The sequence below is a fragment of the Cyclobacterium sp. 10D3-21 genome (assembly GCF_055809755.1).
Map to the genome: position 1 here is coordinate 5,620,492 of NZ_CM147924.1, position 19,075 is coordinate 5,639,566.

At 39.4% G+C, this 19,075-nt stretch carries 13 protein-coding genes and 1 tRNA gene; 4 read left to right on the plus strand and 10 right to left on the minus strand.

The window, feature by feature from the left end:
• Positions 1-34: 34 nt before the first annotated feature.
• From AC0L7T_RS21685 to AC0L7T_RS21710, 6 genes are all read right to left on the minus strand, one after another.
• Positions 35-1,321, minus strand: coding sequence for an NHL repeat-containing protein (locus AC0L7T_RS21685; protein ID WP_473338367.1), 1,287 nt, complete (start codon positions 1,319-1,321; stop codon positions 35-37).
• A 24-nt stretch (positions 1,322-1,345) separates the two neighbouring features.
• Positions 1,346-2,692: a DegT/DnrJ/EryC1/StrS family aminotransferase gene (locus AC0L7T_RS21690; protein WP_473338369.1), complete on the minus strand. Its 1,347-nt coding sequence runs from the start codon at positions 2,690-2,692 to the stop codon at positions 1,346-1,348.
• 241 nt (positions 2,693-2,933) lie between these two features.
• The gene (locus AC0L7T_RS21695) at positions 2,934-3,863 is read right to left on the minus strand and encodes a hypothetical protein (protein WP_473338370.1); all 930 of its coding nucleotides are present in this window, start codon (positions 3,861-3,863) and stop codon (positions 2,934-2,936) included.
• Positions 3,864-4,093: 230 nt separating this feature from the next.
• Positions 4,094-6,619: an ATP-dependent Clp protease ATP-binding subunit gene (locus tag AC0L7T_RS21700; protein ID WP_473338372.1), complete on the minus strand. Its 2,526-nt coding sequence runs from the start codon at positions 6,617-6,619 to the stop codon at positions 4,094-4,096.
• Between the two features lie 91 nt (positions 6,620-6,710).
• Positions 6,711-7,340 carry a WbqC family protein gene (locus tag AC0L7T_RS21705; protein WP_473338373.1) on the minus strand — a complete coding sequence of 210 codons (630 nt, stop codon included), beginning with the start codon at positions 7,338-7,340 and terminating at the stop codon, positions 6,711-6,713.
• 63 nt (positions 7,341-7,403) lie between these two features.
• Positions 7,404-8,033, minus strand: coding sequence for an L-threonylcarbamoyladenylate synthase (locus AC0L7T_RS21710; protein WP_473338376.1), 630 nt, complete (start codon positions 8,031-8,033; stop codon positions 7,404-7,406).
• A gap of 219 nt (positions 8,034-8,252) precedes the next feature.
• Here AC0L7T_RS21710 and mltG point away from each other — a divergent pair, with 219 nt between their 5' ends.
• The 4 genes from mltG (at position 8,253) to AC0L7T_RS21730 (ending at position 10,922) form a co-directional block, all read left to right on the plus strand.
• The gene (gene mltG, locus AC0L7T_RS21715; protein ID WP_473338377.1) at positions 8,253-9,302 is read left to right on the plus strand and encodes an endolytic transglycosylase MltG; all 1,050 of its coding nucleotides are present in this window, start codon (positions 8,253-8,255) and stop codon (positions 9,300-9,302) included.
• The gene (locus AC0L7T_RS21720; protein ID WP_473338379.1) at positions 9,303-9,719 is read left to right on the plus strand and encodes an acyl-CoA thioesterase; all 417 of its coding nucleotides are present in this window, start codon (positions 9,303-9,305) and stop codon (positions 9,717-9,719) included.
• Positions 9,716-10,672, plus strand: a complete 957-nt coding sequence (locus AC0L7T_RS21725) for a YihY/virulence factor BrkB family protein (RefSeq protein ID WP_473338381.1) — start codon at positions 9,716-9,718, stop codon at positions 10,670-10,672. The genes AC0L7T_RS21720 and AC0L7T_RS21725 overlap by 4 nt, the downstream gene beginning before the upstream one ends.
• Positions 10,673-10,837: 165 nt before the next feature.
• A tRNA-Ser gene (locus AC0L7T_RS21730) sits at positions 10,838-10,922 on the plus strand.
• A gap of 838 nt (positions 10,923-11,760) precedes the next feature.
• Here AC0L7T_RS21730 and AC0L7T_RS21735 read toward each other — a convergent pair.
• The 4 genes from AC0L7T_RS21735 to avs1a are packed head-to-tail and all read right to left on the minus strand — an operon-like array spanning position 11,761 to position 18,686.
• Positions 11,761-11,994, minus strand: a complete 234-nt coding sequence (locus AC0L7T_RS21735; RefSeq protein ID WP_473338383.1) for a hypothetical protein — start codon at positions 11,992-11,994, stop codon at positions 11,761-11,763.
• A complete protein-coding gene (gene avs1c, locus AC0L7T_RS21740; protein WP_473338385.1) occupies positions 11,972-12,247 on the minus strand; it encodes an AVAST type 1 anti-phage system protein Avs1c in 276 nt (91 codons plus the stop codon). Before avs1c ends, AC0L7T_RS21735 begins: the two co-directional genes overlap by 23 nt.
• A 2-nt stretch (positions 12,248-12,249) precedes the next feature.
• Positions 12,250-17,511, minus strand: a complete 5,262-nt coding sequence (locus tag AC0L7T_RS21745) for a S1 family peptidase (protein WP_473338387.1) — start codon at positions 17,509-17,511, stop codon at positions 12,250-12,252.
• The gene (avs1a, locus tag AC0L7T_RS21750) at positions 17,508-18,686 is read right to left on the minus strand and encodes an AVAST type 1 anti-phage system MBL fold metallo-hydrolase Avs1a (protein ID WP_473338390.1); all 1,179 of its coding nucleotides are present in this window, start codon (positions 18,684-18,686) and stop codon (positions 17,508-17,510) included. Before avs1a ends, AC0L7T_RS21745 begins: the two co-directional genes overlap by 4 nt.
• Between the last annotated feature and the right edge of the window lie 389 nt (positions 18,687-19,075).

The following is a 19,075-nucleotide window of genomic DNA, read 5'->3' on the forward strand; positions in this document are numbered from 1 at the left end:
CCAAGGGAAAGAAGTGCTATTGCCTAATTCGGATTCATTTTTTAGGATAGTGAATTTTCACCAAATCCTGAATTTCTCCCCAAGGTTTTTGCATCCTTGCCATGGTAAAGACATTTGCATCTTTGTCTATGGCAATGGCATTCACATAGGTCGGAATACTGCCATCGGCATAAAATGCCGGACCATGGTCGGTATAAGTTCCAGTAGGCAAGTGATAGGTTACCAAATGTAAATTCTCTAGATTTTTGGCAGCTCCTTTGGCGATTTTTTTGGTTCCATCTACTGGAGGCCTATCAGACACAGGCCCGCCTGTAAGGTAAAACAAAGTCTCTTTGTCTGGCCCTAAATCAAAGCCCAAGTAGCCATAGCTGAATTGGTCATACATGCCACTTCGTTTGGAAGGAAGCGATGACAACCTTTCTAGAAGCTCAATTTTCGCATTTTTCGGATCAAATTTAAAAAGGTAATTGGAGTTCCCATGAATACCATAAGCCACATTGTCTTCAGCATGCCAGAAAATTCTTCTCCAGTTATAGCCCATATTCCCAGGCACTTTGGGATCATAGTCTCCGAAAAAATCCCTTCTCATGTTAACGTCTTGTAATTTAGCAGGCCCTTCTCCGTTATCCGGGCTGTAACAAAAGATATTCCCATCAGAAGTCGTGTAGTAAACATTGCCGTTTTCAGGGCTAACCAATAATGACCTGCACAAGACCCTATAGTCTTCACCAACTACTCCTGCTTCACCCTTTTCAGAGATAGGACCAAAGTCCTTTAATTCACTGGTATTCAAATCCAGGTGCAAGAAATTACCACTAGGCCAGGTGAGGGCATAAATTTGATTTCGTTGGGTATCCATGGTCATGGTCAGTACTCCTTCACCATCAGGTACGATAGCAAGATCGTCCATCACCTTATTTTTTATGTCCCAGCTCAGAAAATGACCTCCTAGGTAATTTTCCACACCTTCCATAGGGTTGACAGGAAGTCTCTCCATGTCATCGATCATTTCATATACCCCAATGTGGGTCCCGAAATACAATTTGCCATCCTTTTCAAAAAAGGGAACATGGCTTTTTCCTTGTGGAATGGTATTGCTATCTATTTCACCACAGGCCTCTGAAAGATCTGCCAACCATTCAATTTTTTCGGTCTCCGGATCAATACTATAAAGTTGACCAGCCTTTGTAAGCGACTCAGAAGACAAAACGTAATAAATTTTCCCATCAGAGGCACTGCTTAATGCCTGGTAGGTATCATGGGCTATTTCGAAGCCTGAATAATAAGGCTGGGCCAGTAGCCCTTTGTTTTTATTTTCCAATTTCAATTTTTTAGTCGGTTTAAATTATCCTTTATAGTTAAGTAATTCTTCTGCATTTTCATGGATTTTATAAATGGCATTTGCGATATCATCCATATCTGACTGGTTCCCTAAAAGCATGCTCTGAGAGAGCCAAATAGCCTCTTCATTGCATAATTTATCTGTTACAGGAAACTGATTATTGGCTACAAATGTATCAAAATCCAATTCATCGGGCTGGTACATCCTCTTGTAATTTTTAGAGGTAAAAGCATCTTTCAGGTACAATTTATCATTTAGTGGTATGTATCCACTGGAACAAGGTATTCCTTCAGCGCGCAAAGCTTTGAGGAAAACTTCCCTGGATAAGCCCTTAAAACCATCACTATGAAATCTAAACGGGAAAAGATGAAAGACGGCCCGAGTAACATTCGGGTACAAGACATAAGTGCTAAGCCCAGGAATTCCTTCTAATTTCTGTTTGAGGTAAGCTGCATTGGTTTCTCGCAATTGCGTTTCCGCATCGAGCCGTTCCAATTGACTTAAACCTATGGCTGCCTGGTATTCTGTAAGTCGAATCTTTGTTCCAGCCATAACAGCTCCTTGATTGACCGCACCAACCAATGAACCATAGGCATAACCATAATTGTGGTAGGAATAGCACTTGTCCATAAAATCATCATCATCACTGACGATGGCTCCCCCTTCACCCATTGGCAGGTTTTTGGAGTTTTGAAAACTAAAGCAACCCGCAAGTCCAAATGTCCCTACTTTCTTATTGTTTATCTCTGCCAACCAACCCTGGCAAGCATCCTCGATAACCACAAGGTCATTTGCTTTGGCTATCACCATAATGCTTTCCATATCTGCGGGTAAACCCAAAATATGAACTGGCAGGATGGCTCTGGTTCTACTGGTTATTTTCTTTTTTATTTCTTCTGGATCAATCTGAAAAGTTTCCGGATCAGCATCCACAAATACCGGCATCGCTCCCGTCTGTAAAATGGCTGCAACACTGGCAATAAAGGTATAGGAGGAAACCAAAACTTCATCCCCTCCACCAATATCTGCCTGTACTAATGCGGCAATTAATGCATTGGTACCGTTAACGACGGTAAGACACCTTTTAGATCCTATGGTATTTGCCCATTTATTTTCAAACTCTTTCACTACTTCAGACCTGGACCAAACTCCGCTCCTCAAGACTTCCAACACCCTGGATTCATCAGTTTCCGGGTTCCACCGAGGCCATGTAGGCCAGGAAGAAGTTCTAACAGGATTACCTCCCATAAGTGCTGGTTTTACTTCAGGAGACAGAAAATTAAATCCCATTACTGCTCCTGTACCTATAATGGCATTGGTTTTCACAAAATCTCTTCTTGTATATTTCATTACTAGATGGCTTTATAAGTGAAAATTATACAAAATCATGGAGAAAACCTGATCGGAATTGGTAAAGGTTAGAAAAAAACATGGTAATCCTATCTTCTTCAAAGCTTCCTGAACAGTTTAAATCAAAGACAACCTGAACAAATCCCTGATATTAAAAAATTAGTCCCCAGTTTTTTAAATTAGTAGGGACACCTGAGTTTAAAAATAAGGGGGGTAATAGAAACAAAAATTAAATCTCTTATCAGTTTTCGCTTGTAGCTCTGTCATAGCGGTACAAAACAGGCTTAATGCGTAATTTTTTCTCGCTTAAGGTGAAATAAGAATTTCCTTGAGGCTCAAAGGCAATTGCTTCTCCTTGTGGCTCTGGCTCATAGGGAAGTAAAACAGCTTTCCGGGACAAGGTCTCTTCCAGTGATTCCCCTTCAATTCTCGACCAATAGTAAATCACCCAATAATTTTTTATCAGGACCTGAGAGCCATCGGCAGCTATATCCCCACCCACAGAAAGTGTTATGGGCAATTGCATTACTTTTTCCAAAGTAATATTGCTTCCATCTGTCAATAAATCTTTTGAGGCTTTGTAAAGCGTATTTTTGGCTTCTCTTTTAGTCAACACAAAAAGATCACCACTGATGGGGTCTACCAATAAAGTCTCTGCATCTTTAGGCCCATCCGGATAGGTAAGTTTAATAACCTCAGGGGTTGCAGTCATTGTATTTTCGAGACTATCGGGTTCAGGAATTCTATAAATGATCAACTCCTCAGCATTACTGAAATTGTCACCGATATCTCCAATATACAAATAGCTTTGGTCCTCGATAGGCCCGGGACCCATTGCCAAATCTTCCCAATCTCGATTCTCCACGCCCTCCAACCTTAGGGTCCCCAAAAATGCACCCAAGGTATCCAGGATATAAATCTCAGGTGCTCCACCACTATCATTGTGAACATAAATCCATGAGGAATTCTTTCTGGAAACAGCCATTCCACTGGTTTCTTCAATAAATTTTTCACCAATCAACGCTATTTTTTTAGGCCCCGTGAATAGTGTGTATTCTATCTGGGAATTGATTTTCATATCATATTTTTTCTGAAGCTTTTCAGAAACCAAAAAGGGTATGATAGACAATAGAAAAAACAGCTTTAAAAGCATTTCAATAAAAAAACTCATGCTGGCATTTTTTTATACACATTACACAAACCGATTTTGTCATTTTCATTCTGTTTACGGCATTTGTGATGACTACCGATTGAACAGAGACAGTAATAAATGGTAACCCCAGCCTCAATAAAAAGGTTCAGGTTCAGCCAACTGGCATATTTATTCCCAAAACCATAAACGTAAAAAAGGACAGTGAGTATCACTGTCCTTTAATTAATTATTCTATTTCAAAACTGACCTTAATCAGCTTTCTCTTTTTTATTCACCTTTATCTCCAACTCGTCTCCTTCTCCAGAATAATCTGCAAGAATAACATCCCCTTCAGACAATTCGCCTTTAAGGATTTCCTCTGCCAAAGCATCTTCAAGATATTTCTGAATTGCTCTGTTCAAAGGCCTTGCTCCATACTGCCTGTCATAGCCTTTTTCAGATAAGAAATCTTTTGCTTTCTCAGAAAGTTCAATGGAATAACCCAAATCAGTAATTCTGGCAAACAACTTCGTTAAACTGATGTCTATGATTTTATGGATATGCTCCTTATTCAAAGAATTGAAAATAACCACATCATCCAACCTGTTTAAAAACTCAGGGCTAAATGCTTTTTTAAGGGCATTTTGAATGGTAGACTTCATTACTTCGTCCATGTTCTCTTCCTTAGCTTTGGAAGCGAAACCTATTCCAGCACCGAAATCTTTAAGGTCTCGTACACCTATATTAGATGTCATGATGATAATGGTATTTCTAAAATCCACCCTTCTTCCTAGACCATCAGTTAACACACCATCATCAAGCACCTGCAAAAGGATATTGAATACATCTGGATGTGCTTTTTCGATTTCATCTAATAATACAACGGAATAAGGCTTTCTCCTGACTTTTTCTGTCAATTGTCCACCTTCTTCATATCCTACATAGCCTGGAGGCGCTCCTACCAAACGAGAAACACTAAATTTCTCCATGTATTCAGACATGTCAATTCTTACTAGCGCATCGTCCTTGTCGAACAGGTAGGTAGCCAACATTTTGGCAAGTTCTGTTTTCCCAACTCCTGTAGGCCCAAGGAAAACAAATGAACCAATAGGCTTTTTAGGATCTTTCAATCCTACCCTTGTCCTTTGAATGGCCTTGGTAAGCTTTTTGATTGCTTCATCCTGACCAACCACTTTTCCTTTCAGCTCTTCTCCCATATTCAGCAGCTTGGCTCCTTCATTCTGGGCGATTCTTCTGGCAGGAATACCTGTCATCATCGCAATAACCTCCGCTACATTGTCTTCCTCAACAGCATAGCGCTTGGTCTTACTTTCTTCTTCCCACTTGGCTTTTGCATTTTCCAATTGCTCAAGAAGTTTTTTCTCTTTGTCTCTAAGCTGGGCAGCTTCTTCGTATTTTTGGCTTTTGACTACCCTATTTTTCTCGACCTTGATTTTCTCTACCTCGTCTTCGAGTTGTAGAATGTTTTCAGGAACGTGGATGTTCTTAATGTGCACCCTGGCTCCTGCTTCATCTAAAATATCGATGGCTTTATCTGGAAGAAAACGATCAGAAATGTACCTATCCGAAAGATGAACGCAAGCATTTATGGCCTCTGGTGTATACGTAACATTGTGATGGTCTTCGTATTTGTCCTTGATATTCTCAAGAATCTGAATGGTTTCTTCAGTAGAGGTAGCATCTACCATTACCATCTGGAACCTTCTGGCCAAAGCGCCATCTTTTTCAATATATTGTCTGTATTCATCTAAGGTGGTAGCACCAATACATTGAATCTCCCCTCTTGCAAGCGCAGGCTTGAACATGTTAGATGCATCCAATGAACCACTTGCTCCACCAGCTCCTACGATAGTATGCAACTCATCAATAAACAAGATGACACTTGGGGATTTTTCAAGCTCGTTCATCACGGCTTTCATTCGTTCCTCAAATTGTCCCCTGTATTTGGTACCTGCAACCAGAGAGGCAAGATCAAGTGTTACAACTCTTTTATTGAACAATACCCGAGAAACTTTCTTCTGGATAATTCGAAGAGCTAAACCTTCAGCAATAGCTGTTTTACCTACACCTGGTTCTCCTATTAGAATGGGATTGTTTTTCTTTCTTCTGGAAAGAATTTGAGCCACCCTTTCTATTTCCTTTTCTCTACCTATGATTGGGTCAAGCTTATCCTCTTCAGCCATACGGGTAAGGTCCCTGCCAAAATTATCCAAAACTGGTGTTCGGGATTTTTCTGTGGTTCCTTTGGCGCTTCCTGAAGAGCTACCTGATGCACCAAATAATTTTGATCCTTCTTCGTCGGGATCATCTGCCTCAGTACCTGACCTTGGTGTTTGGTCCGTTTGAAATTCCAACATTTCCTTAACGGTATCGTAAGTTGCGTCAAATTTCTGAAGAATTTGAGTCGCTATATTGTCCTCATCCCTCAAAATTGATAGCAATAAATGCTCTGTTCCTATAAGTTGGCTTTTGAAAATTTTCGCTTCCAAATAAGTGATTTTTAGCACTTTTTCTGATTGCCTGGTCAAGGGAATATTGGCAAGATTTTTAACATTATGATTGGCTGTACCTTTAACCGCTCGTTCTACCGCATTTCTTAACTCGTCCAAAGGAACACCCAACTTCTTTAGAATGGAAACAGCAACACCTTCACCCTCACGAATCATTCCTAACAAGAGGTGTTCTGTACCGATGTAATCATGACCCAAGCGCAAAGCTTCTTCGCGGCTAAGAGAGATCACCTCTTTTACTCTGTTTGAAAATTTTGCTTCCATTATATTTATCCTTTCTTATGGTGATATTTCAAATCTCAATTTAATACAAATGAATTTGTTTTTAAACACAACTTTTTCACTAATTGTTCAATTACTTTCGGGAAAGGTTCAAAACTTCATTAGCTGCTGGACCTTCACAAAACAACAAATCCACGATAGACAAGTTAGAAACAAAGTCTGGGCCAAAAATTTGCATGTAAGGATACGGTTTATAAACCATATTACTGCTTATCAATGACTTAGGCTGAAAAAAACCTCTTAAGTCACTATTTTGGTCTCCATCCTCTTCCCTTTCCTTTACTACCAAACTGACATCCCATCGTAAAAATTTAAGACAAAGTGTCAGTAAATCCAAATTTAAATCGATTAAAAACTGAGGCCTGCGCAAATAGATTTGCTCTAAGTCATCATAAAAATACTCAAAAAATGGGGATTTCCCATAAGCACTCTTTATTCCTCTAAGGTGAACATTCAACCATTTTTGATGATAATCTATTTTCACCTCTTTGATTGCATGGTTTTTCCTCAATCCATGCACAGGCACAATTAAGGTTTCCCTTTTGTTTGCCAGAAGCACTTCAGTCTTATTTACATAGGAATGCCGGCTAAGTTTAGCGTCGGCATATATTTGGATTTTATCGGCACCATTTACTGCGACAAAGTATGCCAAAGGTGGCAAATACAGCAAATCGGTTGTCAATACCTTACTTTCCTTGGTCATCTTTCTTTGTTTTTCGAAAGTTAGTGCCAAGAAATGCGACAGACAAAGGAAACAGGGAAATTATCAGATTATTTCAGAAATCTCTCCTAATCCTTCCCTTAAAACTTCAATTTGATCACCTGAACAATCGATAACGGTAGAGGCTACATTTTTTCCATAACCGCCATCTATGACTACATCTACGAGGTCTTTGTATTTCTCATAAATAAGTTCAGGATCTGTACTGTACTCAATTACATCATCCTCATCCCGGATAGAAGTCGTAAGAATGGGCTGACCAAGTTCTTTTACAAGTAACCTTGGGATACTGTGATCAGGCACTCTTATCCCTACTGTTTTTTTCTTACTATTGAGTAATTTAGGCACCTTATTATTGGCAGCTAAAATAAAGGTAAAAGGTCCGGGAAGGGCCTTTTTCATCAATTTAAATACTGGTGTACTCAAGGACCTGGTATACTCAGAAATATTACTGAGGTCATAACATATAAACGAGAAATGTTCCTTCTGGGGTTTAACTCCCTTGATCAAACCTATTCTTTCTATGGCCTTTTGGTTAAATATATCACAGCCCATACCATACACAGTATCTGTAGGGTATATGATTACGCCACCTTTGCGCAGGACTTCTATTACCTGACTAATTTTTCTAGGATCAGGGTTTTCAGGATACAACTTTATGAATATAGCCGCCATATTTACTTCAATTTAGCTTTGGACAGGCCAACACACTGTTTATAATTACGGTTAAATTAAGGTAATTATAATGCAAAATAAAAGCCAAGTATCATTTTTAAGCTTATTTTATTTTCCATAAAAAACAAGTGGCTGATTTAATAGTATATTTGTACCTTTAAATAAACCTCAAACCAGGTCACTTTATGGCCTATTATGGTCCGATAGTCAATAATCACAATGCTTACAGACAAAAAAAAGAAATACATTTTGGTAGGGGTCGTAGCTTTCTCGGTGCTGCTGACTTCTCTTAGTTTTTATTTTTATCAGGCTTTCTTCTCTCCCAATATACTGATCTACAGTGAAGAGCCAGTCGTATTGAACATACCTAAAGGCAGCACTTTCTCTCAAGTGCGTGACAAATTGCTTGACCAAGACCTCATCAACGAGGTGGTTACCTTCAGTTTCGTCGCCAAAGTGATGAACTACTCTGATGGTGGGGTAAAACCAGGCCATTACATCATCCAACCTAAACTTACCAACAGGCAATTGGTCGTTTTATTGCGCTCAGGCAGACAAACCCCTGTCAACATCACCTTTAACAATATCAGGCTAAAGGAAGAATTGGCAGAAAAAATCACCAGCAACCTGGAAATGGATAAAGCTTCATTTCTGGCCTTGATTGAGGATGATTCCCTTATAGCGAAATACGGTTTTGACAGCCAAACCATAATGGCCATGTTTCTCCCCAATACCTATGAGGTATACTGGACCATAAGCCCGCCTGAGTTGTTTGAACGCATGTACAAAGAATATGAAAGGTATTGGACAGACGAACGACTGGCCAAAGCAAAAGCCATTGAGATGACCCCACTTGAAGTGGCAACCCTGGCGTCCATCGTCCAATCAGAAACCAATAAAGCAGACGAACGTCCTATAGTTGCCGGAGTTTATATAAATAGATTAAAGAGAGGCATCCCTTTGCAAGCTGATCCAACCCTGTTATTTGCTTTAAAGGACTTCACCATCAAAAGAGTACTTAACGTACACAAAGAAATAGAAAGCCCCTACAACACCTACAAATATGCAGGTTTGCCTCCGGGCCCAATCACCCTTCCGGAAATAAGTTCATTGAACGCCGTTTTGAATTACCAAACGCACAATTATTTGTATTTCTGTGCAAAGGAGGATTTTTCAGGCTATCATTCCTTTGCCACCAATCTTAGGGCCCATATGGTCAATGCCAGACGTTACCAAAACGCTTTAAACGCAGCAAAAATTTTCAAATAAATGTTTACAAAAGAACATCAGATTAGAGTAAGGTATGCGGAAACTGACCAAATGGGTTATGTTTATTATGGAAACTATGCGACCTATTACGAAGTAGGAAGGGTTGAAGCCCTTCGTAGTGTTGGCTACTCCTATCGTGAAATGGAAGAAAGTGGCGTAATGATGCCTGTGTTAGAAAACCACAGCAAGTTTCTTTTGCCTGGTAGGTACGATGAACATTTGACCATAATAACCAGCATAAAGGAAATGCCGGGTGTGAGGATACGCTTTCATTATGAGATATTCAATGAGAGCCAGGTGTTGATCCACCAAGGTGAGACTTTGCTAACCTTTCTAAAAACGACCACGCACAGACCCTGCCGGCCTCCTTCAAGATTTATGGAGCTATTGCAACCCTATTTCCAAACAGTAGAGTGAAAACTAGACTCAACATACTTTTAGAAAGGTTAAGGAATAAGGCGCAACTTCTTAAACCTATTCACTTTGGCAATCCTGAGCAAAATTTATATGATGTAGGGAAAATTTTTCTACACCATATTCAGAAGGATGATGTCTTTGAAAGAGCAAGTGCTATGGCATTCAGTTTCACTGTTGCACTGTTTCCCATGTTGCTCTTTCTACTGAATATGATTCCCTTTATTCAGTTTTTTTTACATGATGTTACTACTGCGAACATACTTATTTTTGTAAGTGACATATTGCCCGAAAGCATTTACAACGAGGCTGCTCCTACCATACTGGACATCATAAGCAAGCCAAGGCAGGGCATGCTCTCTCTGGGCTTCGTCTTTGCCTTGTACCTGTCCACCAATGGCGTTATCTCAATGATGAATGCCTTTAATGCCGTTTATCGCACAAGAGAAAACAGAGGCTTTTTTCAAACGCGCCTGATATCAGTGAGCATTGTCATGGTTTTGATCCTCAGTGTCTGCGGAGCCGTACTTGTCATGGTTCTAGGAAGCGAATTGCTTTACAAAATTTCAGAGTTTGAGTTTATCTCCAACAATATCAGTTACTATCTTCTGGCTTTTTTCAGGTTTTTTGTTTTGCTGATGCTCTTTACCATTACCACTGCTTATATCTTTAGATTTGCTCCTGCGGTAAGTAAAAAGTGGAAGTTTTTTTCTACTGGATCTGTGGTATCAGGTTTATTGATTACGCTGGGATTTTTCATTTTCTCCTACTACCTGACCAATTTTGCCAGTTACAATAAATTGTATGGTTCTATAGGCACGATGTTGGCATTGATGTTATGGCTTTGGATCACTTCAATTATCGTTTTGATAGGTTATGAAATCAATGTTAGCCTACAAAAAGCGCTGAACAAAAAGCATCCTAAAAAAACAAGTCCTTCACTTTCAAAAAATTAGCACTTTGCACAAAAATTTTCACCCTTTTGGATTTGCATTCATTAGAATTAAGACTACCTTTGCCTTCCGATTCACATCAAAAGAGAAGTGGTCAACAAATAAAGAATTAAAGGCTTGCAAAAATTCATTGAATTAGCAAGTTTTCTTAAAGCATCAGACCCAACTAGAGGAGTGGCAGAGTGGTCGAATGCGGCGGTCTTGAAAACCGTTGTACCGCGAGGTACCGGGGGTTCGAATCCCTCCTCCTCTGCTGAACAAAACCCTAACCATTTGAAATATAATGAGTTAGGGTTTTTATTTTTAAATAGGGGGCTATTTGTGGGGCTAAAAAGATAATTTTTATTTAAGATTGCATCTTTTAATTGCATAGCGCCAAAATCGCTAGACATGCTCTAATAATATAGAGGACGTTTCTTTTTCACTAGCAAGGTTTTCAGTACTTAAATGGTAAAATTGAGTTGCGCCCTTATATTATGCCCACACAGTAATAAAATGTAGGGAATAGTATTGCTTAAGTCTTGTGTTCTTGATTGAGGTGGTTTAATTAGAGTTCAATAAACGACCAAAAGATTACTGACATCTGGATTTAACTAAAAGTTCCAGCACATTTTTCAAGGATTGCGCCAAATCCTTTACGAAGAATACCAATACAATTATTTGAAAAACACTTTCTAAAAGAGCTATTTTTGAAGTAGCTGGTAGATGAAAGGATTTTTACCGTCATAAGCTTATGGTTTTGTAGATCTTTTTAAAGGTCTTGTTCATTTTATCCTGGTATTCAAAGCACATTGAACTGCAGGAATATCTTTAGGTTAATTACACCTTCCATGGAATTGTGGCTGGCATGCTTGGCCAATTGGTTGATGTTGTTGTTGACCCTGCCCTGTTCAGCCGCTAATGACGCCAGTACCTTTAGCAATTCTGTTTTTATGATGGAGACATCAGTCCGGATTGAGGAGTCAGCATCACCATAATATCCATCAGCTAAGCCCGTCTTGAGGGCCAGTGATTTACTAGTAAATTATCACACGAGTATGAAAAATAATTTTCATAGTATGGAGAACCATTTTTAGACTCACCTATCTATGTTAAATCTCGCTATTTTCCATATTCGCCTGTAGCCTAATCATTTCATTAATAGTCAAAAAGTTTATTCTGCCATTTGGCAAACGCTTAACTTTTTTCAAGTGTGGCCAAGTTGCCCAAGCAAAATTTTGAATTGCGCCCTCACTATTAGAATTCATTATTCTCAATGCACGTTGTTCCATGAGATGAATATTGTGTTCAAATTCCTCTCTATCATTTGGGGTCTTGATGCTCATCTTCCTTTGGTATTAAATTTTCAAAATCCATATCCATCATACTGGCAATATGATTGGCCTGCAACCTGGCCATTTCGTTTACTGTAAGAAAGTTAATCCTTTTATTGGGCAGCTCTCTTACTTTTAATAAGCTCTCACCCTGTCCAGAGCTCTCGGTAAAAAAGTGTTGCCTGTTTCTTATTGTTTCTACAAGGACGTACATATTACTTTCAAATTCTTTCCTGGTTCGAGGAATGCTTTTCATTCTTTCCATACTCATAAATTAGGTAATTCCAGAATTGTACTCACCTCATCAATTTGTGATTTTCCTACACGTCCCAAAAGTAATTTATTAACTGCCGACCGTAGCAGGTAGGTATAGTGGCCTATCTCGATATCCTCTTCATAAAAACTTCTTCGAATATATCTTTCTACACGAAGCTGGTCGATGATACTGTGAGGCTTTGACAATTCGCTTATATTTCTCATTATGCCTTCGCAAAAGGCACGATTTAGTATTCCCATACTGTTCAGGTCGTCAAGCAGGTCTTCAATAGGTATTAGCGAATGATCCTCAAGATAAACATCTGATCCCGTAACATTATCGTCAGGAAAATCCGAAATCAGACGTTGGTGTAATGCCCTTGCATTTGCATCCAGTGAACTACATGACGTTAATATGTCTTTCCAATAAATTCTTGCCATCATTTGATCAATCGCAAGAATTTGATCTTGGTTCGGATGTTCTTTTATTGCAGCCCACACAGATGCCGGCCGGGAAGCCGCGATAATCTTTAACAAATATGTACTTAGTTCCCTCGCCTTTTCAACATCTGTTCTTAATGAATATTCTACTAAAGCGGGAATAACAATCTCAGATCGAACAAGTGCTAACCACTCAAGACTTTCAAGAACCGTCGATTGAATTGAATCATAAGGATGATTGAGCAGCCAAATCAGAAAGTTTACCAGTTGGGAATCTTTACTCTCTGCGGGTTCATTTCGTGTTGTTAGCCATTTGTACTTATCGGTGTGAATGCCATTGGAGCGAATTAGAATCTCAATATGTTCCTTTACAATCAAAATGACTTTTTCTTTCTCATCGTCAGAAATTTTAGCACTCAGCAAACCCATAAGAAAGTTTGCTACCCGCCAATCATCTGTCAGATGATCCAGGATGAGGTCTTTTAAATCATGAATAAGCTCTACAGCGGAGCTATGATTTTTTAAGCTGTCAAATAATACACCTAATTCTGAAGTCAGGTGCTTACCCTGCCAGATATCAGCCTGGCCTTCAGTTAGCAGCTTTAAACAATCAATTAATATTTGCCTACCGCCGTCATTGTTTTCTATGTCGAATTCATTTTGTGCTGCTTGAATCGCAACCGTAATCTTTGGAAAATTACTCATCTTACCAACTCCGAGCAATGGTAACCCGTACTCCGCCATTTTAGAGTCCTCCTCTTCAGAATACTCACGCTCCTTTTTTTCAGGTTCATCCTTTTTCGTTTCAGGAATTTCAGCGGGGTTAACACCAGCCGAAATAAGAACTTTCGATAGCTCCTCAAAATCGGCATCAAAGGCTTTAGCTAGTTGATACACATATTTTGACTTGTCATCCGCCAGGCGCGATGATAAGGTAATATTAGCTATTCGCTGCAAAATTTGCTCAGAATCTGCGTTAGATATTGATTTGGCTTTTAGATATGCTGCATATTGAATGTCGACAAATCCATCCATATATCTTTCCGTATCGGTACCAGTTAAAAACACTTCGCTTAGTGCAATCGTCACATGTGGGGCAGGGTCAACAGCCTCCAAAAGTTGCAACATTGCACTCTCCTCGATAACTGCCCTAGCACCCAGTACATACCCATCACCCTTTGCAGGTGCATCAATTATACTTGCTTCTGCATTCGCCAAAATAACATTTGGTGGCGGTAGCAATTGAAATTTAAAATAGTCAACAGCTTTAGAAAGGTGCCCTGATTTTACCAGAGTCCCGATAAAACCATGCATCTCAGATTGTACATAACGTTGAAATGTCATCTCACCCGAAGCAAATTCCAGACCCGCTGCGAAATTAACAAAGTGCTCTTTTGCAGTGGGGGTGTTCATTTTTCTTAGGACAGAATTAATGAGAACAAACTGATCCTCTTTATACCAGCTCGGCCCCATTGATGTATCCAACATCTGTTGATATACGTGTTTTGCTTTAGATTTGGAACCAATCTTAGCATATAAGTCGATGACTCGAATGAGTTCAGGTGTTCGTTGCCAACGGTTTTGTACAGCTAAATAAACATGCTGCTCCAATACTTTTGTCACTTTAAAAGTAAACAGTTTTTGAGCCGGATTCTCAGCCAATAGCCTCGCCATTTGCGATAAAGTTCTCCGATAACCTTCGGTGTATTGCCCTAATTGATTGTTGGCCGGATTAATAATGTGTTCTATGAACCAATTTAGCGCTGGTGTTTTAAATTCCAAATACAGCCCAGTGAGTCGATGATATAGAAGTGGCATGATCTCTTCGATCAACAAATAAGATCGATCAAACTGAACACGCTCAGACAAAGAAAAGTTAAGTTTAACAATCAAAGCCCTGCTTTTGGCTTCTAAAGGGGCAATCTCTTCCATGCGACCTTCTGCTTTCAGTCGATATATTTTTCCTGTAATAAAACCGACTAGCTCAAAGGCCGACTTAAAGAAATTTTCCCACGCCTTTGCAGTTTTATTGGCGATTGCAGGAAATGCCTGAACCGTATCGATGTACCCGGAGTATATGTTTTCGTTGAATAATGCTACAAAAGCATCCGTATCGGCATCAACACCATTCGCTTTTCTAAAATTAAAATCGACTTTATTAGCCAGTTGCTTGGTAATTAAGCCCTCTATTATTGTCGGATTTTTACTTTCTTCAATAAGGGTCTTAATCAAAAGCTCAATATCCTGCTCACGGTAGCCATACTCAGTGATTAATTTTTCGATATCAGCTATCAGGCGATTATAACCATCGTTATCTTGTTCACCCTGAAATCCGATTTCTTTGAAATGGTGACAAGTGATAGCTGCTTGAGCAAGGTGTTGCGCAGAGCTATTACTATAAATCTCAACTGATATCTCTGCCATCTTTTCAATACCGGGATATTTACCAAATCGATAAATAAAATAGGCCATGTTCCATGAGGAAATGTACTCGCGGATTTGATGAATGTACTGCTTTTGTTCTTTAGGCGTCTTGGCATGATCTTCCAAATTCTTTAGCAATTGCATCCCTCTCATGAACTTTTGCATAACCTCATCAAACGGATTCGCGCTGATGCTTAAAGTTATTGCCTGGAGATTATATACAAACCCCTTTAAGTTCATGCCTTCGCCTTTATTCGCTTTTTCCAGCATTGCATTGAATCGAATATCGATAGCTTCATATAGTAGTGCCGCCTCTTTATAGGCCCCAGTTTCATAAAGTTTCTGTAAAAAATAAATCGAATCATCGAGTGACACCAATAGCAAATCGCCTCTTAGGATATATTTTAAGGCGTTACCAGAATTACCCATTTGGATCAAGGTATCCGTAATCTCGAAAGCATGCTTCGCCAAAACTTTGTTATAACGGAACCTTAGTCGTTGCAGCAATAATTTAACTCGAATAAGTTCGGCGGCAGCACCCTCGTCTATGCAGAGCGATTCAACGCACCTGATGTCTTCAATAATACTATCGGGCTCCATATGCACCCATGCGCAATCATCAGCCCACTTTTGATTGCAGTAGGTAATAGCTGGTAAAGGATCAGCAGATAAAAGTAAATGATGCAACAGGTTTTTTAAAGCATACACAGATTGGCTTGCAGAGAGATTAAAATCTGATATGTGTTGATTAGCCAATTTAAGATCTGCCTGAGCTTTTTGCGCAATAAAGTTTTCAAAAGAGTTGTGGTAGATACTTAGCTTGAGATCGGCTTTAAAAAGATGCCTGATTGCTTTAAATTTAATATGGAATTGCTGACGAACTGAAGCAGGTAACATCCCCGTAAATTCCTCCGTGGTCGCAGGCTCCCTCAACTGTGAGCCGATAAGCGTCAGCCAATATTTGTCTTCATCAGGCATGATTTGAGATGACCATAGCAGTTCATAGTAGTTTTTTATATCGCCGTCAATCTTGGGCAGCAGTGCAATCCAATTGTCTTTATCACTCGGCAATTCAATTTTTAAAGTTTCAATAAGATAACGTAGATAAAGCGGGTGTCCCTCAGACTTTTGCGCCACCAAAGTTTTCTGTGTAATCGTCAGTCCCAACTCTAATCTCTGGTTTTCCTTGTGAACAAATGCCAATGCTGCTGTCTGCGATAGTGGTGTGACATGGATTTTTTGCTCTTCTTTCAACTTACTCATAATATTAGCGGGCAGAATTTCTGAGCTCGTACAGGACAGCAATACCATAAGATGCGAGGGTAAATCCTCTGGAAGTACAGCTAGGAATTCAGATGTCGGATTACCGTTGACTAAAATTTCATCAAGCCCATCTACAATGATGACAGCGGTTTCATCTTTTGCAGAAAAATAGTTATTGAGCTGTCCAAACCATGCTGAGAAACGGCTTACCCGATCATTCCAAGTAAGATTTTCCTTGGCAGCAGGTTCGCCTGTCAATGTTTTACTAACCAAGTCTTCCATCCATTGCATAAAGTGTTCACGTGAAGCCTTTACATAAATGGGAGTTGGATCTCCCGGCGTTCTGATCATATAGCGACCGATCACCTTTCTTTTTGCATCATCGAATTTAATAGTCGAGGCAATCATGCTTTTTCCAGAACCAGGTGAGCCATGCAGCAAGTAATATTGCCCGGCAATATTTAACACTTCCTTTACCTTTTCAACGACCTTATCATTTGAAACAGCACGATCAATTTCAGCGAAAAAGTCATTCGACCATGACGCATCGATTGAGCTTTCAATTTCGATCTCATTTTTTCTTAAAAAGCCTACTATCTTTTTAATACTAATAGCTCCTAAACCCCTGATGGTGCTCCAGGTAATAATGCCGGACACTTTCCCGAACATTATCAAAGGTGAGCCAGACAAACCACTATAGCTTAATTTGGCATCAACATCATCAGATATAAGACTGATATCATACGGGAGATTACGAATCAATGACAGGATGGTACCATTTAAAGTCAGCCCCTCGGCAAGTTTGACAAAAGGATACCCAAACGTATTCCATTCTTCGTTATAACGAATGTAGTCAAGTGCTACTGGAATATAGGTCGGGATTGGTCGTTCTCCAATAAGTTCGATTATTGCTACATCCAGCTTCACATCGTCGTCAATCAACTTTCCCTTCAATTTAAGCATCCCACTTCGATCTGCGTTAGATATCTGAATGATTATTTCACAAGTATCTGTGACATGATCAACAATCACGTGCCTCGCGGTCAGAAGATGGGTAGGCGAAATAAAAAATCCTGTGCCGTGCTCATCACCGCATGAGATACGACTTACACTATCTACAAGTTGTTCAGGGTGTAAAAGCATCATATTGTAATTTGACGGTTATTAGCTTGGTCAGCAAGTATTACTTCATACTTGTATTTTGTTTTTAGGCTTTGATCATTTAAGAAGTCATATCTAATATTTTTATAATTGAAATAGATTTTTCGGGTATTTGCTGTTGGCCTGCCGATAACCCAAGCGAGAGTTGGCTTACTTGGATGCGGTTTTGATTCCCCTTTGGTGGAAATGATATAATTCTCAGCATCTGCTAATTCGAATAGATCGGGACTGTTACTGGCATAAGATCCATGATGAGAAAGTTTGATCATGTCAAAAAGAACAGGCTTTGATTCAGAAGCAAATTTTTTAGCCAATTGATCGTTGACAATGCTCGGTATCGCGTCACCTAAAAAAAGCATTCGTTTACCATCGGCGTTCAATATGAATGCAAGAGAACTACCATTTTTTGGGGATTTATCCAAAGTGCATTTCTCTTTCTGAAGTTTTTCTACGTCGAAGTCTGAAGAAGATACTGTTTCTGAAGATGATTCATCCGGTTCAATTTTGTCGTCCATAAGCAAAAACTCAAACGCATCATCAAATATCTCCTGGGTGGTTATCTTCTCTCGGAAACCAAGCCTATACAACTCTTTCCTCCAATACTTTTCCAACTTGGCCAACGAAGAATCGTTGGGAGATAAAAATTCAAAGTTGATTTTGTCACTAAGCTGGACCTTCGGAAAATGATCAGCAGAAAATGCAGCACCGCCGAAATCAACATTCCAATCATAGCCATTTTTCAAAATCAAAGCAGCCAGCGAACTTCCTTGTCTGGCACTAACTTGTTTCTCGCTTTGCTCTTCAATTGTTTTGAAAGAAGACTTCAAGATAGATTCTCCATTGCTTGTTATCTTTTCTTCCACCCGTTCAGAATGGAGGTGCCGATAGCTATTGTGCCAGATTTGCTCAATCTTAATAATCTGAGGACCTGCGGCTTTACCATTATCTGTCAGGAATCTTATAGCTCCCTGTATATGGTCTTCGTCAATATGAGTAATAATAAATCTTTTAATTGATTTACCCTGTCCATGAAGTTTCTCCAGTACGGGTTTTAGGTGGTCTCTGTAAGTTGACACATAACCACAATCAATCAAAATCAGTCCTTCTTCGGCATGAACTAAGAAGCAATCGCCATTAATTGCGGGAAATATTTCTATCATATCAGCGGGTATATTGATCGGTTTAGATAGTTCTATCAAATTTATAATTAAATCTCATTTATCACTGCCAATCTTTTGTCAACAGATTCAGAATAATTAAAGCCGGAAACCGTATTAAATCATAACGGAGCGAAATTTTGAGTTCTCAAGATAGTCCATATATTGTTCCTGTAAGTCAAAAACGAATATTTTGCCTCAAGATATGGCGGTCAGGCTTGGAAAGTCATAATCTTCTAGTCAATAATTCGAGCCTAGTAGGCTGGTAAACCGCAAGGAAGATCTAATACCTTTACTAGGACAGATGAAATAACACCATAATTTGTGCACAATACAAATATTAAAAAAGTTTTTTAGCACCAACCATAGGCTGTTAAGAAACAAGTAACAGC

Bases quoted from the DNA above. Each gene is read 5' to 3' on its own strand.
- AC0L7T_RS21710 (WP_473338376.1), bottom strand. From the start codon at position 8,033: ATGGCGGCTATATTCATAAAGTTGTATCCTGAAAACCCTGATCCTAGA.
- AC0L7T_RS21720 (WP_473338379.1), top strand. From the start codon at position 9,303: ATGTTTACAAAAGAACATCAGATTAGAGTAAGGTATGCGGAAACTGAC.
- AC0L7T_RS21735 (WP_473338383.1), bottom strand. From the start codon at position 11,994: ATGAGCATCAAGACCCCAAATGATAGAGAGGAATTTGAACACAATATT.
- AC0L7T_RS21695 (WP_473338370.1), bottom strand. From the start codon at position 3,863: ATGAGTTTTTTTATTGAAATGCTTTTAAAGCTGTTTTTTCTATTGTCT.
- avs1a (WP_473338390.1), bottom strand. From the start codon at position 18,686: ATGATAGAAATATTTCCCGCAATTAATGGCGATTGCTTCTTAGTTCAT.
- AC0L7T_RS21700 (WP_473338372.1), bottom strand. From the start codon at position 6,619: ATGGAAGCAAAATTTTCAAACAGAGTAAAAGAGGTGATCTCTCTTAGC.
- avs1c (WP_473338385.1), bottom strand. From the start codon at position 12,247: ATGGAAAGAATGAAAAGCATTCCTCGAACCAGGAAAGAATTTGAAAGT.
- AC0L7T_RS21705 (WP_473338373.1), bottom strand. From the start codon at position 7,340: ATGACCAAGGAAAGTAAGGTATTGACAACCGATTTGCTGTATTTGCCA.
- AC0L7T_RS21690 (WP_473338369.1), bottom strand. From the start codon at position 2,692: ATGAAATATACAAGAAGAGATTTTGTGAAAACCAATGCCATTATAGGT.
- mltG (WP_473338377.1), top strand. From the start codon at position 8,253: ATGCTTACAGACAAAAAAAAGAAATACATTTTGGTAGGGGTCGTAGCT.
- AC0L7T_RS21745 (WP_473338387.1), bottom strand. From the start codon at position 17,511: ATGATGCTTTTACACCCTGAACAACTTGTAGATAGTGTAAGTCGTATC.